The 19,236-nt window shown below is 33.3% G+C and carries 17 protein-coding genes; all 17 read right to left on the bottom strand.

Annotation, left to right across the window (positions count from 1 at the left end; translation table 11 throughout):
- Positions 1-59: 59 nt before the first annotated feature.
- Complete coding sequence (locus tag OZX59_RS09460; protein ID WP_277127042.1) at positions 60-1,112, bottom strand: DUF3991 and TOPRIM domain-containing protein; 1,053 nt, start codon at positions 1,110-1,112, stop codon at positions 60-62.
- Between the two features lie 13 nt (positions 1,113-1,125).
- Entirely contained in the window at positions 1,126-1,623 is a 498-nt protein-coding gene (locus tag OZX59_RS09455; protein ID WP_277127041.1) for a hypothetical protein, read from the bottom strand.
- Positions 1,624-1,832: 209 nt separating this feature from the next.
- Positions 1,833-3,452 carry a MobP2 family relaxase gene (gene mobP2, locus OZX59_RS09450; protein WP_277127040.1) on the bottom strand — a complete coding sequence of 540 codons (1,620 nt, stop codon included), beginning with the start codon at positions 3,450-3,452 and terminating at the stop codon, positions 1,833-1,835.
- 411 nt (positions 3,453-3,863) lie between these two features.
- Positions 3,864-4,238, bottom strand: coding sequence for a hypothetical protein (locus OZX59_RS09445; protein ID WP_277127039.1), 375 nt, complete (start codon positions 4,236-4,238; stop codon positions 3,864-3,866).
- Positions 4,228-4,566 carry a hypothetical protein gene (locus OZX59_RS09440; RefSeq protein ID WP_277127038.1) on the bottom strand — a complete coding sequence of 113 codons (339 nt, stop codon included), beginning with the start codon at positions 4,564-4,566 and terminating at the stop codon, positions 4,228-4,230. The genes OZX59_RS09445 and OZX59_RS09440 overlap by 11 nt, the downstream gene beginning before the upstream one ends.
- A 285-nt stretch (positions 4,567-4,851) precedes the next feature.
- Positions 4,852-5,700: a hypothetical protein gene (locus tag OZX59_RS09435; protein ID WP_277127037.1), complete on the bottom strand. Its 849-nt coding sequence runs from the start codon at positions 5,698-5,700 to the stop codon at positions 4,852-4,854.
- Complete coding sequence (locus OZX59_RS09430) at positions 5,687-5,938, bottom strand: hypothetical protein (protein WP_277127036.1); 252 nt, start codon at positions 5,936-5,938, stop codon at positions 5,687-5,689. The genes OZX59_RS09435 and OZX59_RS09430 overlap by 14 nt, the downstream gene beginning before the upstream one ends.
- A gap of 12 nt (positions 5,939-5,950) precedes the next feature.
- The gene (locus tag OZX59_RS09425; protein ID WP_277127035.1) at positions 5,951-6,352 is read right to left on the bottom strand and encodes a thioredoxin family protein; all 402 of its coding nucleotides are present in this window, start codon (positions 6,350-6,352) and stop codon (positions 5,951-5,953) included.
- The gene (locus tag OZX59_RS09420; protein ID WP_277127034.1) at positions 6,339-6,992 is read right to left on the bottom strand and encodes a hypothetical protein; all 654 of its coding nucleotides are present in this window, start codon (positions 6,990-6,992) and stop codon (positions 6,339-6,341) included. Before OZX59_RS09420 ends, OZX59_RS09425 begins: the two co-directional genes overlap by 14 nt.
- Positions 6,992-7,561 carry a hypothetical protein gene (locus tag OZX59_RS09415; protein ID WP_277127033.1) on the bottom strand — a complete coding sequence of 190 codons (570 nt, stop codon included), beginning with the start codon at positions 7,559-7,561 and terminating at the stop codon, positions 6,992-6,994. Before OZX59_RS09415 ends, OZX59_RS09420 begins: the two co-directional genes overlap by 1 nt.
- A 16-nt stretch (positions 7,562-7,577) precedes the next feature.
- Positions 7,578-8,882 (bottom strand): phage tail tip lysozyme, encoded by a 1,305-nt coding sequence (locus OZX59_RS09410; protein ID WP_277127032.1) that lies wholly within the window; start codon positions 8,880-8,882, stop codon positions 7,578-7,580.
- Positions 8,883-8,899: 17 nt separating this feature from the next.
- Positions 8,900-10,915 (bottom strand): ATP-binding protein, encoded by a 2,016-nt coding sequence (locus OZX59_RS09405; RefSeq protein WP_277127031.1) that lies wholly within the window; start codon positions 10,913-10,915, stop codon positions 8,900-8,902.
- 17 nt (positions 10,916-10,932) lie between these two features.
- Positions 10,933-11,553, bottom strand: coding sequence for a hypothetical protein (locus OZX59_RS09400; RefSeq protein ID WP_277127030.1), 621 nt, complete (start codon positions 11,551-11,553; stop codon positions 10,933-10,935).
- The gene (locus tag OZX59_RS09395; protein ID WP_277127029.1) at positions 11,550-11,855 is read right to left on the bottom strand and encodes a hypothetical protein; all 306 of its coding nucleotides are present in this window, start codon (positions 11,853-11,855) and stop codon (positions 11,550-11,552) included. Before OZX59_RS09395 ends, OZX59_RS09400 begins: the two co-directional genes overlap by 4 nt.
- Positions 11,855-14,200: a pLS20_p028 family conjugation system transmembrane protein gene (locus OZX59_RS09390; RefSeq protein ID WP_277127091.1), complete on the bottom strand. Its 2,346-nt coding sequence runs from the start codon at positions 14,198-14,200 to the stop codon at positions 11,855-11,857. The genes OZX59_RS09395 and OZX59_RS09390 overlap by 1 nt, the downstream gene beginning before the upstream one ends.
- Before the next feature lie 52 nt (positions 14,201-14,252).
- Entirely contained in the window at positions 14,253-16,907 is a 2,655-nt protein-coding gene (locus tag OZX59_RS09385; protein ID WP_277127090.1) for a VirD4-like conjugal transfer protein, CD1115 family, read from the bottom strand.
- Entirely contained in the window at positions 16,897-19,182 is a 2,286-nt protein-coding gene (locus OZX59_RS09380; RefSeq protein ID WP_277127089.1) for a hypothetical protein, read from the bottom strand. Before OZX59_RS09380 ends, OZX59_RS09385 begins: the two co-directional genes overlap by 11 nt.
- Positions 19,183-19,236: the final 54 nt, after the last annotated feature.

Genomic DNA, 19,236 nt, shown 5'->3' with positions numbered 1-19,236 from the left:
TATTTTCCTTTCCAAAATAAAAACGCCCTACAAATATTGTCTGTAGGACGTTCAAGTATTTATCGCATACGACTAGCTCGTTTCAACAAGGCCTGACGTTTAGCCAAATTCTTTTTTGGGTTTTGATTTAAGCTTTTTATTTTTTCTTGTTGACGATAGGTACGTAATATATCATTCCAGTCTTTACCGAATTTCTTATCAGGTTGCTCGTTTTGTACACCAGGCATATTTTTTTGCATTTTGGTAACAAAATTACAACCTGCTTCATCGTTATCAACACCTAAGCTTACTTCTCTGACTGGCCAATTATTTTGTCCAGCTATTTTTAGATAGTTTTTAAAGACTTCTTCTTTTAATCCTTCCATTGAAATAAATAGAGTTCGCGTATTCTTAGGATGACAATTAGAATATGATAAAGCATCAATTGGTGACTCAAAGAAAATCATTTTTTCTGGTAGTTGTTTTTCTTTAATCAGATCAGCACTAGGGAAAGAAGCTCCGAAGCCATAAGTTGAATTCTTCTCGATTTGTTTAAGGGTGCCACGTTTGCCGTATTTATCATGATCGATCCAAGTTCCTTGCTTAGAAGCACCAACTATTTTATTAGTCTGTGGTTCTTTCCATAAGAATATGGCGTTACCATATTTATCTTGTTTGATCAGACTTTGGTCATGGTAGAAATTTACTAATTTGGAATTTAAACCACGAGTTTTAACTAAATATGACCATGCTTTTGAAAATTTGGTATCAAATTGTGCTTTATCCAATTTGAATGGTGTACGTTCAACAGATTTTGCCTTAACAAATTCAGAAGCGTTACTATTTGTTACCCGTTCCATTGCTAACATAAATCTTTTTTCCTTAGGTGTACTCTCGTTCTCTAATTCATAATCTTTAGCAAAATTCAATGCACCACGTCCATGTATTTGACGTGAGTTCCAAAAGAAGGCATTTTTGGAGCGAGTGATTACTAGTGAATCATGCTCAACTCCTCTGAATTCGTCGTTGCTTATTTGTTGTAAGTTGATTCCTCTGTCTTGACAGTATGAAACAATATCAACTTTATTAGCAGCAGCTATCTCCGCTTGAGTGTATTTGTACTTTTTATTCATTTTGAGAACCACCTTAGCGTCCTAAACCAAGACTTTTATGTCTCAAAGCAGCAGCTTTTGCGGAATTAATTTGCTGTTCCGTTGCTTTTTTTGGTGTACGTGTATTAATTTTGGTCAAATTCATCTTTTCGGTATAATCGCTAAGACTATAGCCTAGCTGATTAATAATTTGTCGCTGCTTATTAGTGGGTGATTGCCCTTTAGCTTTAAGTGCTTCACTTGATTCTGGAACTAACATAACCATTTCAGTTTTTCCCTGCAGAGCTGCCCAAAATTTTCTACGACCCTCATCATTGCGATACATATTTTTACTTTCAGAAATAAGTCCTTGCATACAGCGATGGTCTTCTGAGCGGCCGCCGTATGCAAATTCGCCTGATACTAAGGTGCCGTCTCTTAAAATATAGATGGCTTCCTCGGGATCTTTAGTAGTTGCTAAGTCTTCATCGTGTAAGAAGCTTTTTATTTGTTGGTCAGATACTCTGCCTGAATTATCTTCATATTTTGTCATTTGAAATTACCTCATAAAAATAACCTTTACTAATTTGGTAAGGGTTCTATATTTTTTGCATAAAAAAGCCGCATTCAATTTTTTAATTGAATGCGGCATATTGTTTGTGCTGTTTGCTAATAATTAGAATCTTAATTCTACGTGTCTAGTTGATTAATTGTCTTGATAAATAAATAAAATGAGCTTAGAATGCTCCTCTCAGCATAAGACTATTCTGTTTTCGTTCGCTCAACTTTCTTGCTGATTTGATCATATTCTCTTAAAGCTGCTCGCTTTTCCTTAGTAACATGACCTTTGTCAAAAACTAGTTCTTGATGACTTTTTAATTTACGTAATTGATATTTGTTAATGGTTGGCAATCTAATTTTAGAGTTTGTAGTTTGATGTTTGGCAATTTTAAGTTGTCTAGACGTTTTACTTCCATTATAAGTAGCAGACGTTTGCCCAGATTTTGCTTTTATTTCACCTTTTATTTCTTTTAATACAGCTTGAATGTATTGATCAGCTGGAACTTTATCTTTTAAATTTATGCGATGACGTTGTCTACCATTGGCAACACGATCAATTTTTCGTAAATCAGATAACAAGGCATTGCCACAACGGGCATAAATCCCTTCTTTACCATACATTTGATTTTGAGCATAGTCTTTATTATCACGTTTACTTTGACCGTATAATTCTTGTCGATTTTTTTGTATTTGTTTAATATTGATTTTCCAGTTATTAAAATCTGAGTTGTCACTTAACAGGCCATCAACGATCTTATTAATATTAACTTTTTGCTGACGATTTAGTTTGTTATAGCTCCAATCACGCCGATCTGCAGACAGTGTTTGCATAAATTTGTTAATTTGAGTCTGCAAATCAGGCTGCTCTATTTGTCTAGTAAAACTTTCTTTAACAGCGTGTCTAATTCGTTGTCGCTCTTGTGATAATTCACGTGTCAAGTCACTAGTATTTAACAAGTCGTTGGCAAACGAACTTTTCATAGCATCAATTACGGATTGAGGTCTCCTACCTTTTGGCTGATCTATACCATCACGATTGATAATTTCTCGTCTTGAGTCACGTTCAACAGTTGCAAAATGTAAATGAATATTATCAGTATTGTAGTGAATTGAAGCTAACCAATATATATCATTTAGTGGTGGATCCATTTTGTTTTGAAAAGTTGCCATCATTTTTCGTGACGCTTTTTTAAGAGCAACAGTATCAACTGTTCCAGTTTCAGAATCCATAAGATGGTGTTTTTTCAAAAAATTATTATCAAAAGAGACAACATCTTGCCAAAGAACACTATTTTTTTCTTGCGCTTTATTTAAGATATTTCTGATGGTGCCCATATCTTTTAATTGAATGTTATCTTGATCAATAGTAAAAGTAGCATCTAAAGTTTTGTCTTTAGTTGCTTTACCCTGTAGTAAATTATTTTTGCTATCGGTTACCCGGGCTAGTTCTGCAATTTCAGATTTTGATAAGTTTCCTGTTTGAATTTTTTTGTTTTCTAAAGCTTGGATACGACTCATGTAACCTAAATAATTGCCGAAGTTCGTGTCATCTAATGACCAAAAGCTTTTTTTATTTAAAACTTTTTCAGCTTCAGAAGCTCGCTTACTGTCTTCTTCTTTGTAAGTACGATTAAATTGATATTTGGAATCTAATTTGTGTAAATTTTTTTCTACTAAATCTAACTCTTCCTCCTCTTTTGTGGTTAAATACTTTTTACTGTCTAAAGCTTCTTTTCTGGTCATATAACTAACATAACTTCCAAATGCTTGTCTATTAGCACTGGTTGTAAATTTTGAAGTTAAAATTATTCCAGGACGCATTTTAACCCTCTTTCCATTTATTCAGGCAAATAAAAAAGTCCCTTTTCATAAATTAAAAAGGGACTTTTGAGTTTCATTTTAAAGTTCGGTAACTGCAAAATATTTTTGAATTCTAATTTGATACTTAAGCTAAATAAATTTTTGTTATAATAAAAGAGGTGCATGAGCAATCATGTACCTCTGGTTCAATACAGAAAGGAAGTTATGTTTTGACGAACTTTTTGTGTATGGGTGTTGGCTATGAGGTGCATTGCAGTGTACCGTGGAACGCAACACCCTAAAAGTTTGATCTTCATAGCTTCGTTCCAGCTATTATTATTAGCCTTACATGGTTATAATAGCACAGATTAAACATTTACTGAAGCAAAGAATTTTTCTTTGCTTCTTTTTTATGAAGAATAAAAAGTTTAATTATAAATTACTTTTTTCTTCGGCGTCAAGCATTCGCTCATGAACTAATTTCTTGGCATCTTTATAAATTTGGGCATCAATACCCAATAGAATTTTATTTCGATCATGATAGTTCATTAGGTCAGCAACCATTTCATTATTGATCGCAACTTGCTCTTTTATTAACCGAATCTCTCTAATTAATTTTTGAATTTCTTGAGCTTGACTTTCAACTTCTTTTTTATTTATCCATGCTTCGTATAATTCGGTGAATAAATCTGCATTGGTTTTTATTTTCGGATTCTCTAATTTTTCTTTTTGCAAAGCTTTAAATTGATCCGTGGTCAATCTAGTATTAAGTTGAAAATGAATTTTTTTCTGTCGTTCAATTTTCATTTTTATCGTCTCCTATTTTTTCTAATAATTCTAAACCTTTTTGAGTTTCTTCTATATCATTGCTAATAAAATATGCGGCTAAAACATTTAAGGCTTTAATATTCTCTTTCAACAAATTATTTTGTTCTTTGAGTTCCAGACTAACTTCTGAATCCTGTTTTTGGTTTAAATAATTTTCGGGAATTCTTTCTAACCATTCTTTTAAAAAAATTTGCCGACTAATTTTTTTCTTTGCATTTTTATTTTTTTCAGCAACTATTCGATCAATCGCGTATCTAGTCTGTTCGGATACGTGGCGGATTTTGATTTCAGCCAATTTATTTGTCACTTACTTTCCTTGTTTTTTTATTTTTTGAAGTTAATTTTTAGTCTGTCTAGTAAAGAGCATAAGGGGAATCTGACCCCACACCTCGAGTCGAGGCGTGCTGGGCTTGGCTGTGCCAAGCGATTCCCAATTTGGTAGATTGGGGTCAAATAATTGCTATTCCGAACGCCTTGTTCGAAGCACCAATCAAAGTGCTCGAAAAAAATTGCTTTTAAATCAACTTTTCAAAAACCAACGAACATAATGCTCGAAGCTTCGAGCAACTTTATCGAATAGATTGTTGTTATTTTATTGGATTGCTGTGCCATTTTTAATTGCAGTTATGCTCTCTTTTGCTTCATCAATTTTTTCTTGAGCTAGTTTTTTATTTTCATTCATGCTACTAATATCGCTTCTATAATTTTCAACTTGATTTTTAATATCTGTTTTATCAGAAGCAGTAGCTTTAGATTTTTGGGCTTCCAATTTTTCAATTTGATTCTGATCGTGAGTGATTGTTGCATTTGCCTTGTCGACAAGTTTCTGTTTATGATTAATTAGTTTTTGATATCTAGTGATCATAAATTCGTTGTAGTCTTCTTTATAATTATTTTTTTGCTTAAATAAATTTCCTTGCAATAAAATCACTTTATCTTCTTTAATGAAAAACTTGTTGATGTTTTCTTTATTAAAGTCACCCATTTCTACTTCTGAATCAATCTTTTGTGGCAATATATCTACCTCAATCGTATTGAACTTTGGTTTAATATTATTAATCTCTATTACTAGAAAGTGATCATTTATTTTATGTGATTTAGTTTTTAGCCGTGAATTATCGCTAGCCATTAATGCCCTAGTAGCATATTTAATGTTACTTAAATCTTTGTCATCGTTGAGTGAACCTAGGTTTTTTTTATCTCCAATCCAATATTCGGCTAACAATTGTCCATTATCAGGATTGTATTTATAACTTGCTTGCTGCAAAATTGAATCACCAGTTACGTTCTGATTGTTAGTTTCAGTATCAACTTTTTTACCGGTCATCATCGGGCTAATTATTATTCCCACTAAAATCAAAATAAAAAATCCTAATACTTGCAAAACTAGATTATGTTTTTTGAATTTTTTATGCCGTTTTGTTTCATTATTCTTCATCATTAGCTTTTTGCTTTACCTCATACTCTTTGTTGGCCAATTTGTTTTCTAAATCTTGAATTGTATTATTCTTACTTACTAATTCTTGTTGTATTGAATACAAATTATTGGGTAAGGTTTTGAAGGTGTAAATAATTTGACCAATACTAAGTAGTAATAATAAAAAAACCACGATCATTAAAGTATGATTGCGGTTTTGCAGTGATTTTATTTTTTCACGATAAAAATTTTTAGTTGTCACTAATTATTCACCTCAGTTTATAACTTCTTGAATTTCTCGTTTATTAATTCCAGAATATCTATTGGTCTCTTGCCCAAATTCATAATGAATGAAAGTGGGCACCTCATGTAAATCAAATTCAGAAATGTAATGCCTATTTTCAACTTGATTTAAATTAACTATCTGTATATTTTTTCTTTTTAAAAATTTTTCCAAGTAGACTGTTTTAAAAATTCTTTGGCACGCTGGACAGTTATCTTTATAAAAGAAAATAGTTGTTGGTTCTGTTTGTGGTTGAGATAGTCTAACAATAGGTTTACTAGTTTGATAATCTACAATTTTTTGTTGAAGCCATAAATGACTGCCCAACATTAATAAAGCAATACTGATTATGCTAACTAATAAATATTTATTCTTTTTTCTAGTTATCTGCATTATTGTTCTTTTCTACTTTTTCTGATACACGCCCTATGCGAGACAAACTGGTAAAACGATTATTATTTAGATTTATATTTCCGGTATACACATCTGTTACAGTAGATTCATACTTATCGTCTTTAGTCATATGATATGTGACGTTTGCCGAAAAAGGAATGGTATTATCTTTTTTTATTCCCACTTGCACTTCGCTTTCTTTATACTCACCACTAATATCATGATTTTTAATTTGAGCAACCAGATAATCTTTGGTTGGAAAAAGATCTTCATTGTTTAATAGGTTTGGAGTAAATAGACTTTGAAATTTATCTTTTCGAGACAAGTAGTCATTGCCATTTTTATAGGTATAAAACTTTTTAAACATTGTCTGTACATTACTTATAACCGTTTCTGTGATCTTATCATCTTGTTGGTTAATTGCTATGTTAGGATCATCTTTAAATAGTGCTTTTTTATTTTTAGAAGCCACCTGATTCTTTTTATCCATTAGTTTTGCTTTAGCTTGTTGTAGTTCTTGCTGTGTCTTTTCAGTTTGTTCATTTATATGACCTTGCTCTTTTAAAAAGTATCCTCCACTAGCTAAGCTGAGTACCAGAACTACTATAGAAATTTTTTCTGGAAAAGTTAATTTGTTCACTACTCATCACTCCCAACTGGTTTTAATTCAACTTCGTTTTCATTTGTCACTCGTGTTTTTTTAAAATTATAGTTAATCATAAACATCTTATTAGTATGGAGCTTTTTACCTACAGAATTTTTGTATGTATAGGTTGTATTAATTGTAATTGGAACTTCAGATAAGTTACTCGTATCTCCAAAAGAAACAATTGTTGAATCGTTCTTGGTATAAAGTTGTTGAGGCTTTCCCATAGTCTTTTCTAAGAAGTCTTTACCCAAAACCTCCTGTAACTTTTTGAATTCTTCTTTAAGTTCTTTGGTAGATGCATTACCGTAGATATCACTAATTGCTTTAGTAAGATTGGTAGCTACTTTTTGTTTTGATTTAGGTAAATTAATGACTTTTTTAGTAGTTTGGTTTTGATATTGCTCATTATTAATATCTTTAGTTTCTTTTATGGTTTGATTTAGTTTTGCTTGAGTTGTATCAAGTTCTGTTTTATCTGGTTTGGCCATAACTGTAAATAGCAATGCGGCTGCAGTAAGTGCATAAATAATGTAGCTGCGAGGTCGATTTTTATTTTCCATATTTTTCTCCTTATGATTATTTTAGTCCTGATTTAATTGTCTTAATTGGATCAACCCAACCACCGGCTCGTGAAAATGAATGGCTGATAGCTTCTTCAATTGGCTTTTTAGTAATTCCAATGTGAACATGAGTTACATTACTCGTTGAACTGGATAGATAACCAATCACATCACCTGTTTTAATGGGATCACCAACGCTAACTTTTATTTGCTTTTTATCAGCCGCAGCAAATGCAAACTCTTGGTATATTTCTGAATAGCCGTCGCTACTTTTAACAACAACATACCAGCCTAGATCATTTTGAGTGTTACCTTGATGATCAATTTTGGTAACCTTACCATCATGAATAGCTAAAATATCTGAATTATTATATGGAACAGTACCAAAATCTACTCCGTCATGGTATGAATTACTTCCACTACGTGTGTTGCCAAAAAGCTGCGCTCCAGAAACATTACTACCAGGTCCTGATTTAGGAATTTGCTTGAATGGCCAGCCCCATTCACCAGATGAAGTAACTTCACATGCTTCATCTTCATCTGAGCCATTATAATTAGTAGATACTTTGCCTCCACTAGCTGCTTTTAATTTGCTCTTATTTGCATGTACGTTTGCTCCATTAAAAGTCTTATATGCTTGTTGAGCATTCTTCTGTCTTGCTGGCTCTGTGCCGTCAGGATCTTTTGCATTCCCACCTCCAGCTTCCATGCCAGAGATGTAAAATCGACTTGCAGCTTCTTTAGGATCGGTTAATTGTCCAAACTTTAGTAGACTATTATCATGATACTTGGCAGATACCCAAAGTTCCGGATTGCGTAAATCCGTTTCAAGTTGACTTATCTGAACATCTAAGTCGCTCCAATCTTTGCCTTTTTTAGCTGCAATTTTTTTCAAATTACTTTCTCGCCCAAAAGTCCATTGGATTAATCCTTTACCACCATCGCTAGGATTAGTTGCAGTAGTGTCAAAGCCTGACTCATGTGCAATGTTGCCCATTACACCACTTGCTGCGGCTCCACTAAGTCCAATATCTTTTGTTAAAGCTTCAAAAACGGCTTTAGCGTTTTTATAAGTCTTAGTTCCTTTTTGAGTCCAAGCCCCTCCAGTTATTGCACCATTACTGCTATCACCTGAGCTCAAGTCACTAGCGTTACAATCAGTTGATGTACTGCCACCTCCTAAAATTATTGTAAAAATTGCGACAAAATAAAAGACAGCTAGCGCTATTAAACTGCCTGCTATGCTGCCTAAAATAATTTTATGTTTAAGCTTATGTTTCACTAAATTTACTAAATTTGAATTGTGTGGCTTATCTTGCATTACTAAGCCCCCTTATCTTACTGACCACCAGCATATAACTTCAACTGTCGTTGATTTGGTAGAATTGTAAGACGATATCGTTCTTGTCCGCCCATTGAAATAATTGCATGACCACGTTTTAAATCGGGAATTGATTTATAATCATTTTCATTTAGAGAACTTCCCATTAATAATTTTATTTTTCTTAGTTGAGAAGGATCCATAGCCAACATTGCCTTGTATTGACAAAGTTCAAAAACAATTTTTAAGTTTGAAAGTTGAGCTGTTTCAACGTTATCAGGAACCATTTCTTCAGGAGATTGTGTTGCAAAAATAACACCAGCCTTAAACTTTCTCATCTCTCGTTCAAAATCTTTTATATAATCTACTGCAAAAAGGTTTTCAAAGTTAATGATATTATGGCATTCATCTAGTACAACGTTAAAATAACGTGCATCGTCAGCTGATATCTTTCCTTGTTCTAGTAAAGCATTTTGTTTACGTCCATTAATTAAAGCATGGTTCCAAATTAGTGATAATGCGGTATACAATTGTGCTTGATAAATATTTTTGCTCATATTAGAAATACTTGAAGTATCAAATAAAACCAAACTAGTGTTTGTTAAGTCACGCATTGATGAATGGCCATCAAAGATATGCCCATAATTATTAATCATGGAACTTAAAGCAATTGACAATTTCTCATATGTTCTAATTCTGTCAGGAGTAAAATTGTTATCGCGATAATATTCAGGTGTAGTTAACCCCTTAACGAACTCAAAAAAATCTGAAAAAGTTGGATATTTGTTAGGATCTAATCCGGTAATATGAATTTTTTGAGGATTTGCTTGAAAGCTTTTATCAAGTAATCCGTACGAAATATAAAATGCTCGCAAAAGCGAATCTAATTCTTCCATCTCTATTTCTGAAAAAGCGTCTGGATTTAATAGTCGGAAAATAACATCCACTTTTGAAACATGATGATAAAACGAGGTTAATTCATCTACTTTTCCAGTATTTGGTTCTATAGCAGTTGCTTCAACTTGAAGAGGATTAATCATACCATCGGAGCCATCAAGATTAACCACTGTACCGCCATAGTGTTTAATTAGTGGTATATATTCTTTTGTCTTGTCAATGCCTCGGAAGAACATATTTCGTGCGATTGAGTTCTCAATAATCATTTTTAATAGAGTAGATTTACCTGCTCCCATTTTACCTAAAACCATCATGTTAAAAGATCTGCGAGAATTAGTAGATCGAAATTGATCAAAGAAAAAAGGTCCATTGGTACTTGTTTGTCCCAACCAGCCTCCACGTGGATCTTTTAAAGCCTGTGCTGAAAAAGGACTACCACCACCTAAAACGTAAGCTGGCATATCCTGTTCAGGAGTGGCTGCCAAGTCACGTTCTTGTTCTGTTATTGGCGTAGTCATTGACTTATATTGTTTATCTTGCATAAACATGTAAACACTAACTTTATAGCCATAACCCCGTAACTTTTTGCTTAAATTTGCTATTTGCTGTTCAAGCCTTTCAATAGTAGGGGCATAAACAAAGATTCTACTAATTATTTGTTTAGGAATTTCGCCACCACTAGTCAAGCTGGTAGCATATTTCTGTAATTCACCAATTTCCTGATCAGCTGAATAAATATCTGTTGCTTTACGTGCATTATATTTTCTGTCATACAATTCTGCGATAGAACGGTCAATCTTTTTCTTTACGGAATAAGATGTATTCGTCTTAACATCAATTGTTGTCATCGTGTCACGATTTAATCCTAGCTGTGTTCCCCATAAAATTAATGGTTCGTTTGGGTAGTGAATAACGGATAGACAAGCTGAATAGCCGTCTGCTGTAATAACACGATTATCATCAAATGTAATACCTCCTTGTGGCTGTGTTTCAGCTAAAAATCGCAAATCATAGCCTTGTTTGTTTGCTTGACGTATTTGTCTCTCTGGGACTGTTTTACGTGGATTTAGCTTAATACTTAATTTATGTGATAGCTTTTTTTTATCTTTTTGAGTATTTTTAATAGTTAACGCCATAATTCTTCACCCTTCCTTTACTTACTGTTTAGATTGTTCATTTGATATAGCACCTTTTTAGTTTGCTTTCTGGTAAGTGTTTCTAGTCCTAATAGACCATCATCAGCAACAATAGCACTTTGGGTATGCAGTTCTAATTCATGCTTGTCTTTAGCAAAGATCAACAAGTAAAAATTAATATCTAAGTAGTCAGTATTGCGTGTTAATGCAGTTACTTGCTGTAAATTTTCATTTATCAGAGACAATCGAGCTGCATTATCCGCTGAATTATTACGAATACTATTTCGTTGATGTCGCCAATAAAGCTGTTGTTCGGTTGTATCCATGCGCGTAGATAAAATGATGATTTTATAATCATCGGTATAAATACGATTAAAGTTGGTAAATGAATCTAAGTATCGATCTCGTGTAGTTTTATCTAGATAAACTAAATCGGTTGACCTTACTTTTAACAGGCGAGCCATTGCTCCATTTGCTCTAACTATTTCTCCTGTCGAAAAAACATTTCGATATCCCAAAAAGTCAACCATTGATTTTGCTTGTTGATCTTTGCGACTTTGTTTATCTAAGCCAAAAGCTGCACTAATTGAACCAAAGATTCCTGTGTGGATACCTCGTTTATTCTGTTTGATTCTCACTTTTTTCCCTCTATAAAAATAGGATAATATTTACTTTTGTCTTGTTGAATCACATTTATCAAAACTCTATAGTTTCGTATTTGTGGTGCCAAATTAGTAGTAGCAGTTAAGGCTACACCAACGATAGCACCATAAATCATAAAGGCAATTTGATAAAAGTCTTGTAAGCCTATATAAGTAGCAATTTGTTTAGCACCTAAAAGCCCGATAAAGAATCCAAAAACAATACTTGCGTCAACATAAAATAACTTGATTGCAACATTTATTGTCTTAGGTATTCGCATTTGTCCATATTTAGACATTATTTTTCACCCTTTTCTTCATTTGGATTTTGACTAATACTTTCAGTATGTATTTTATTGTTATCATGTTTTGTGATTGTTACGTCATGTTCATTTCCTGGTTGATTGATATTAGTGGATGTTTTTGTTTGATGAATATTTTCTGGTGTCTCACTAATTGAATCCATAGGTGTAGTACTGTCAAATTCACTTGTATTTGCTTCTGTCTGCATCTTTACCTTATCAATACCTGATTCTTTATGAACCATCTTTTCTGTATTATCTCCTTTGATAGTTTCAGATTCGACTTCAGAATGTTCATTCCCTAAGATCTTATCTAAACTCCGACCTTTTTGATCTACAGCCGTAGTAGAGTCGTTAGCTACATTAGATTTAGCTTGATTTTCTGAGACTGTATTGTTGGTTTGTGAAGTTTGACCTTCAACATTAACGGATTTGCTTGCATTATTAACATCAGTCGAATCTTTGGCCACACCATCGCCATTAGGTTCAACTGGGTCAGCTTTGTGTGTACTTTCAGATACTTCTTGAGCATGTTTCAGAGCATAATCGCCATATGCACCTTCATTTGAATTACCATTTTCATCATGGTGTTGAGCTGGTTTATGAACGCGGTTGTATTCATTATCAGTTAATCCACCGTTAGCATTGGTCATACGTTCACCCATTTGTGTAGAAAGATCTTGAACTTCACCATTTCGTAATGCCTTATTAAATTGATGATTACTACCACCTGAAGAAGTGAATCCTTCTTTAATGGAACCCAAGGCTCTAGCAGTGTTCAATCCCTGTTTAGTTCCTTGTTTAATTCCGTTAAGTGTTGCGGAAGTTGATGATGCATCAGCTGGTGTATCATCATATCCATCCTCAAATCCAGATTTAAAGCCGGCTACACCAGCACCAACTTCTTGTACACCAGTTTTTGCCTTATGGATAGCATTTGCACTACCTTTAGCAATACTTCCTGCTCCAGAAGCCAAATATTTACCTGCAGCAGCTGTGCTGACCATTCTTTGCCAACCATTTTGTAAACCAGTATCAACACCAAAGAATTTGGCAACCTTTTGAGATCCTTCAAATAATGTAACTGTAGCTGCTATCATTGCTACACAGAATAAATACGGATTAGAACTAATTCCGTTAGATCCGTCCGATATCCAAGTAACCACTATTTCATAAAAAGCTAGTTCTAACCCTTGAAAGGCAATCACGATTGCACTTTGAAAGATGTCTTCGACTGCTGCTTTGGTGCGCTCACCTGTTTCTAAATCTGTTGAAGCAGTAATAACCAATATAACTTGCATAATTGCTAGATCTAAGAACGATTTAATGCAGACCCAGGCTACTAAAAGAAATGCCACTGCGATACAAATTAAGCCAATAAAGACTGGTAAAAAGTTAATAGAATATCGTTCATATCCACCATTAAAAATTTTGAAAAACGGCAATGAATGCTCATTAATTTTGGTTGCAATAAACGATCCATATCCTTTTTGATCACTATTTGCTCCTGAAGGCTCAAGCATGTACCGTAAGTTATCTGGATTCCATGCCCACTGTTTTTCATTCTTTTTACTAGACATATCTTTTGCTACATCTGGAGTAATGACAGTTGACAAATTACCTGCAGATGATTTGTTGAAGTCATTCTGCGACATATTCCAAGAACCATAGTGAACAGCTTTTTGTTGTACTACATTTCCATGTTTATCCTTTTTCAACCCCTTAAAGTTATTAGATACCAATACAAAAAGGTCATTACTGTTGTTCTTTACCAACTTATACGGTAATCCTGACGTACCTTTGCTATTATTTGCCTGAGTAAATCCTTTATAAGCACCAGTAGAAAAGTCTACTAATGTCTGCATCATCGGTTGAATATTAAAAATTAAGAATGCAGAAATTAATAACTGCATAAAAACATTTTTAAGTTTTGGTGCATGGTAATCAGTACCATACTTAATTGCTGCGATTATTAAAGTTACCGTCATTAAGCCACCGACTACCAACATAACTCCATTCTTCACTAATGGATCTAATTTGTTAGAGTCAAGTAGACTGCTAAAGTTCAAACTTTGAGTTGCTAATTCACTTGCTGCATTAGCTATACCATAGATAAATTTAATGACACCCCATTTTAGGTAGCTAAATATCTGATTAATTGCATTGTCAAAATGCAAATAAGGCTGAATTTGCTGTAAAGCTTTTGCTGCAGCCTTTAATTTAGCAGGATCATAATCGCCACTATTGGTAGCTTTTTGAAAGCTATCAACTAAGCCACTAAATATATCCAAAAAAGGTATATTTAATAGAAAATTATAGCTAATTGTTAATAACCTACCCATATGTTTTCCTTTCTAAAATATTAAAAAAGCACTGAGATCTTCAGTGCTTTTTCTAGTTTTTAATTTGTTCCGCTGCTAAGACTAGCACACGCGGATCGGTAATTTGTTCATTTTTACTTAACAAATCTTGAAATTTAGTTTTTATATCCTTGATTTTTTCGTCTTGAGCCAACTTAAGGCATTTCGTATATGTTATTTCATCAATTTCGCCCTCATGTTCATGTAAAAACTCAATATAATTTGAGTGATCGTAAGTTATAACTTCGTTTTTTGCATTCAAATCATTGTCAAAATCAAGTTGTTTAGCCTTATCGTCTTTACAGTAACTTTGATATGCTTCTAATGCTAATAATTCACCATTATCAGTCCACGTAAGCCAAGAACTCCAATCCATAGCTATATCTTTTAAGTTTAAGTGTGTATGTGGCGCAATTATTTCTAAATCATTGGGGTCATTATTAGGATTGAAGTCTTTTAGGAATGTCCAAGCATATGGCATTCTCGTTTTTCCAGTATTAAAAATAGGAAAAGCTCGAATACTACGACCACGGTTATCCTGTCTATGCAGTGCTCGCAACACAATACTTTCACCTTCTCCGAGATCTTTAACCCGTTCAGGTAAAATGATTGGTTGACTTCTTGCAGTAACACTAACATTTTGTGTGGTATTTAAATTTGTCTTAGAAACATTAGAATCTTCAACAGTTTGATTCCCACACAGTTTACTAAATTCTTCATTAGTTGAACTATCAGTGGATTTAATTAAATCTTGATTCTGACAATTCTCTTTAATAACTTGACCTTTTTCACGACCATAAAGTCCATAAAGTTGTTGATATGATTGTACGACCAAAGTAAATAGTAAATTTCTACCAGCCGAAACCGTCATAATCCGATCCATGTCTTTGATAGGAATCATGTTACCAAATTCATCTAAAATAAAGTGCACTCGTCTAACAGTCTTACCGCCAGCAACATAGTCACATTGATGAGCTAATTCAGTATAAAGCTGACTGATAAATAGTGAAGCCAAAGCATTATTAGAAGAGTCTGAATCAGGTATTTTAAGAAAAATTGCGACAGGTTTTTCGCTATAATAAAGTTTAAGATTTTCGATTGCCAGATCTTGATGTCTCAATGGATTTAACGTGACATATTTATCATCTTTTGTAAATTTTATTCGATAAACATTTCGTTCTACTAGAATTTTACCAGTAGATGTCTTACCAGTATGTTTAATTTCCAAAAAGTCACCAGATACCAACTTACTATCAAAATTATATTCAACAAACCCTCCAATTGCTGGCTTAACATTGTATTCACTGATTTTATTTTTTTGTTTATCATAAAAAGTAAGAGCAACTTTTTTACCTTCTAAGGACTGTTTGTTCAATCTAAAAGTAAGGTATTTTGGAAAGCCAATTGATTTTAATTCTAAAGTATTTTCACTAGTCATTTTTGCATTCTTAAGAGTAGAAAATATTGAAAGGCTATCATTAATTGTCGAATAAATATTACTGTGACTACGTTCGTCATTAGAACTTGCAGCTGCATATTCTTTTTTTGCAAAAGAATCATTACTCATATGATTAAAGTATTCATCAATTATATAACTTTTATCAAATGAATCTTCTGGATCCTTAGCATATGTAACTGAGCCAATTTCACTAATCATATCAACAATATTAAACATTGTAATTCTTTCAGGGTGCGTACGGTGATCACTAAAGTTGTTAGGATTTAAATTATAGCTAACTAAAGCTAAAATCATTCCACCTATTCCATGAGCAGCATCACGATGTACCCACCCATTAGATTTATCATCTGGATCATTACATAAAGTTGCTGTAAGTGTCCTGGTTAAATCAATCGCGCGCCCCAAATCTCCCTGTTCCCAAGCTTTAATTATTAACTGAAGTGGATTGTATGCCATTGACTTATCCCCATCAGCCATGTTTAAAACAAAAACATCATAACCACGTTTTTTAAGTGTCTCACTACTTGCTGCAAATAACTCTCCCTTAGGATCATTAACTACTAAAGAAGACTTTTCTTTAGCTCTTGATAAATTATCAAGCATAGGCAAAATAGTAGTTTGCCCCTTACCAGACCTTGATGTACCAATAACTAAATTATGTACGGTATCATGATCTATAAAATAATCTTTGCCTAAGTGAGAGATTGGAATCCCTCCATATCCTTCAAAGTTTTCTTCGACTTCAGGAATCCTAGTATATTGACTTTTTAGCTCTGAAATTGTCGTAAAACGACTATCACCTTTTTGCTTAAAAGCAACTTTTTTAGTAACATAATGCATTTTTCTAGTTAAGAGTATGCCAACGATTAAACTAGCTATTAAATCAAATAGAAGAAAACTACTTTTAACTTTAATTGGAAAGAATTGCCTACCGTAGCGGTAAATTTTGTTATAATCAAATCCATTTGTTAGTAAGTTAAAGTGTGGTTGATCAATTTGTCGTCCTGCTTCAAGCAGCAAATTATACACATACCAAATTGCAAAAAAAATAACAATTGCTATTAAAGCTATTGTTAACAACCGTAAATTAAAAAATTTGTTTTTATTATCCTTTTCTCTTCTCCTTTGCCAGGCTTCGTGTATAGCAGTATTAGAGTTTCTATAGATCTTTTTACCCAGAATAACACTTTGCCGCTTTAGTTTTTTTTCCTTCTTTTTTTTAATATACATAACGGGCTTCCCATCCGTGTTGCCAATCTTTAACGTTATAGAATGCCAACGCAACCGCTTGTTTTGCGGCTGTAGAAGCTTCTTGCCTTTGGGCAACATTCATACCTTGCCAAACTTTTCTAGTGCGATATTGGTCTTCATTAGCAATAACATAATACAACTCTGCTATTTTACTAGGATAGCTTGTTGCTATTTTATGTAATGAGCGAACATCTTTTTGTCCCAATAATCCATTTAGAAAATCACGTTTATTTGCCCATGTAGTCAATTTACGATAAGTTTCAACGTCAGTAAATTGCTTAGATTTTTTCTTCTTAATAACCTGTTTAACTTTCTTTTTAGGTTTAGAAGGCTTGGACTTTTCTTTTTGATTATTACTGCTCTTAATCCTGCCATTCCCTTTTGATTTTGGTTTCGAACTTATACTAGTGGTACTTGGATTATTATCAAGACTGTTGTAATACCATGTTCCGCCTAAAGCTGCAATTAATATTATTGAGATAATTCCTGCTCCTATCACATACTTTTTCCTTTTATGTGTAGTCTTACCATCGTCTATAACTTGATCACTCTGAACCAACTCATGTGTTTTATCAGGAGTAGCCTCTACCAATTCACCAATTACTAAGTCTTTATTAGCTGATTTATTTTCTTCATTGGCTTTTTGATTTACTTCAACATTGATCGGTCTTGTTTGACCTACTAAAGCAGATCTAATCGCATCTGGAAGTTCTTTAATCGCTTTAGCATTTAAATCTTCATAGTGCTGCCTCTGGTCCAATTCACGTTTTTTAAGTCTTAATTCTTCATCTTTTTGACGTTGTCTAATAATGTCAGCTTGTCGTTTTTGAGCTTCAATTCGATCAGTAGATTCGCGATTCTGAAGTTCGATTTTTTTCTTGCTTACTGTAGGGACCAATTCTTGTAACCCTTTAGTAAATGCAGCATTATGTTGATCGTAATTTTCACGAACGGCTAAATTAAACTTATTACCTAATTCACTACGCTTATCATGTAAAGTCTGATTATACTTTTTAATTAGCTCTAATCGCTTAGTATGTTTACTCTGTTCTTTATCTGCAGACAGTTTTTGCTCAATTTGCTTTGTACGTTCAGCATTAGTTGCATCTTCTTTCTCATTGAAAGCATTCAATTCAGCTTCTCGTTGTGCCGCTAACTTTTGTTTGTAATCTGCTAGCTTCGCTTCATCAATCTTTTCTTGCCGTAATTGTTCATCTTTTTTTCTTCTTTCAGCTTCAGCAAAATTACTATCTTTTTGTTTATTTGCTGCTTCTTCTAACTCTTGCCATTTTGGAGTAACAGCTTCACGAACTTCCTTAGACAAATCAGTTGGTGAAAGCTCATAATATTTTTTACCTAATTTATCTAATATTTCTGCCTTTAATTTTGCAAGTTGCTCATCATATCCACTTTGAATATTTTTTACACCATAATCCTGTAAACAGCTATTGATGAAGGCATTAAGTTCTTCATCATATTTATTAGATGGATTATCTTTATATCCCAAATCATGTTTAATGTTTTCAACTGCAAATTCATTAACACCATAATTAGCTGGGATTCGATCATAAATATCTTTAGGGTCTGTAAAGTCTGTGTAAGAAACTAGCTCTGGTCCATTTGTTTCCTCAATATTTGTAAATGTAGAAGATTGACCTATCTGATTCACTAATGCTGACTTTGTTTCATCAGGCAAGGGAGCAATCGAAGCTACCTTGGTTTTATCTTCTCTTATGTCTGCTTCAGAATTTTCATCAGTAGCTGCTTCTTTATCAGTTCTATTTTTACTGGTCGAACTTTCTAAATTTGCTTCTGTTGAATAATCTTTATCATCAAAGTCCTTTCTTTCTACCTCATCTTCCTCTTTTTCAAACTCCTTAACATCAGTACTATCGTCTTCAAAGTCTATTAATTCATCTTGAATTAGACTTATAATTTCTTCAATTTGCGTTAAATCTTCATCGTCTAATTCTTCATCGTCAGTATCACGTCTAATTAAACCTATAATGCCTTGATTTGCATCTTCAGGCTTAATTTCCGTTTCAAAAATTAAGCTCTCATCATCACTGTCTATTTCAAAAGAAATTTGACTGCTAGAACCATTTTCCATACTGCGTGCATAGTTTTTTATACTTTGATCTGCAGCAGTAATATCAACCGCTTTTTTAAGTAATAAGCCTTTAGAAAAAAACTTCTTCCCATGCTTAGGCAGCTTTGTAAAAATTACCTCCACATTAGTTACCTTCTCTTTCATTCAATGCCCACCCTTTCCCAGTAGCAATTAGCTACTTCACTTACTTTTAATTTA

The organism is Lactobacillus sp. ESL0681 (assembly GCF_029392835.1).
GTDB lineage: Bacteria > Bacillota > Bacilli > Lactobacillales > Lactobacillaceae > Lactobacillus.
The sequence above is the reverse complement of the archived record's forward strand: the minus strand, read 5'-3'. Positions and strand labels throughout refer to the sequence as shown.

What these genes read in the sequence shown, in the direction of transcription:
- OZX59_RS09435 (WP_277127037.1), bottom strand. Translation starts at nt 5,700, where the DNA reads ATGATGAAGAATAATGAAACAAAACGGCATAAAAAATTCAAAAAACAT.
- OZX59_RS09455 (WP_277127041.1), bottom strand. Translation starts at nt 1,623, where the DNA reads ATGACAAAATATGAAGATAATTCAGGCAGAGTATCTGACCAACAAATA.
- OZX59_RS09405 (WP_277127031.1), bottom strand. Translation starts at nt 10,915, where the DNA reads ATGGCGTTAACTATTAAAAATACTCAAAAAGATAAAAAAAAGCTATCA.
- OZX59_RS09425 (WP_277127035.1), bottom strand. Translation starts at nt 6,352, where the DNA reads ATGCAGATAACTAGAAAAAAGAATAAATATTTATTAGTTAGCATAATC.
- OZX59_RS09445 (WP_277127039.1), bottom strand. Translation starts at nt 4,238, where the DNA reads ATGAAAATTGAACGACAGAAAAAAATTCATTTTCAACTTAATACTAGA.
- OZX59_RS09395 (WP_277127029.1), bottom strand. Translation starts at nt 11,855, where the DNA reads ATGTCTAAATATGGACAAATGCGAATACCTAAGACAATAAATGTTGCA.
- OZX59_RS09415 (WP_277127033.1), bottom strand. Translation starts at nt 7,561, where the DNA reads ATGGAAAATAAAAATCGACCTCGCAGCTACATTATTTATGCACTTACT.
- OZX59_RS09460 (WP_277127042.1), bottom strand. Translation starts at nt 1,112, where the DNA reads ATGAATAAAAAGTACAAATACACTCAAGCGGAGATAGCTGCTGCTAAT.
- OZX59_RS09380 (WP_277127089.1), bottom strand. Translation starts at nt 19,182, where the DNA reads ATGAAAGAGAAGGTAACTAATGTGGAGGTAATTTTTACAAAGCTGCCT.
- OZX59_RS09410 (WP_277127032.1), bottom strand. Translation starts at nt 8,882, where the DNA reads ATGCAAGATAAGCCACACAATTCAAATTTAGTAAATTTAGTGAAACAT.
- mobP2 (WP_277127040.1), bottom strand. Translation starts at nt 3,452, where the DNA reads ATGCGTCCTGGAATAATTTTAACTTCAAAATTTACAACCAGTGCTAAT.
- OZX59_RS09385 (WP_277127090.1), bottom strand. Translation starts at nt 16,907, where the DNA reads ATGTATATTAAAAAAAAGAAGGAAAAAAAACTAAAGCGGCAAAGTGTT.
- OZX59_RS09390 (WP_277127091.1), bottom strand. Translation starts at nt 14,200, where the DNA reads ATGGGTAGGTTATTAACAATTAGCTATAATTTTCTATTAAATATACCT.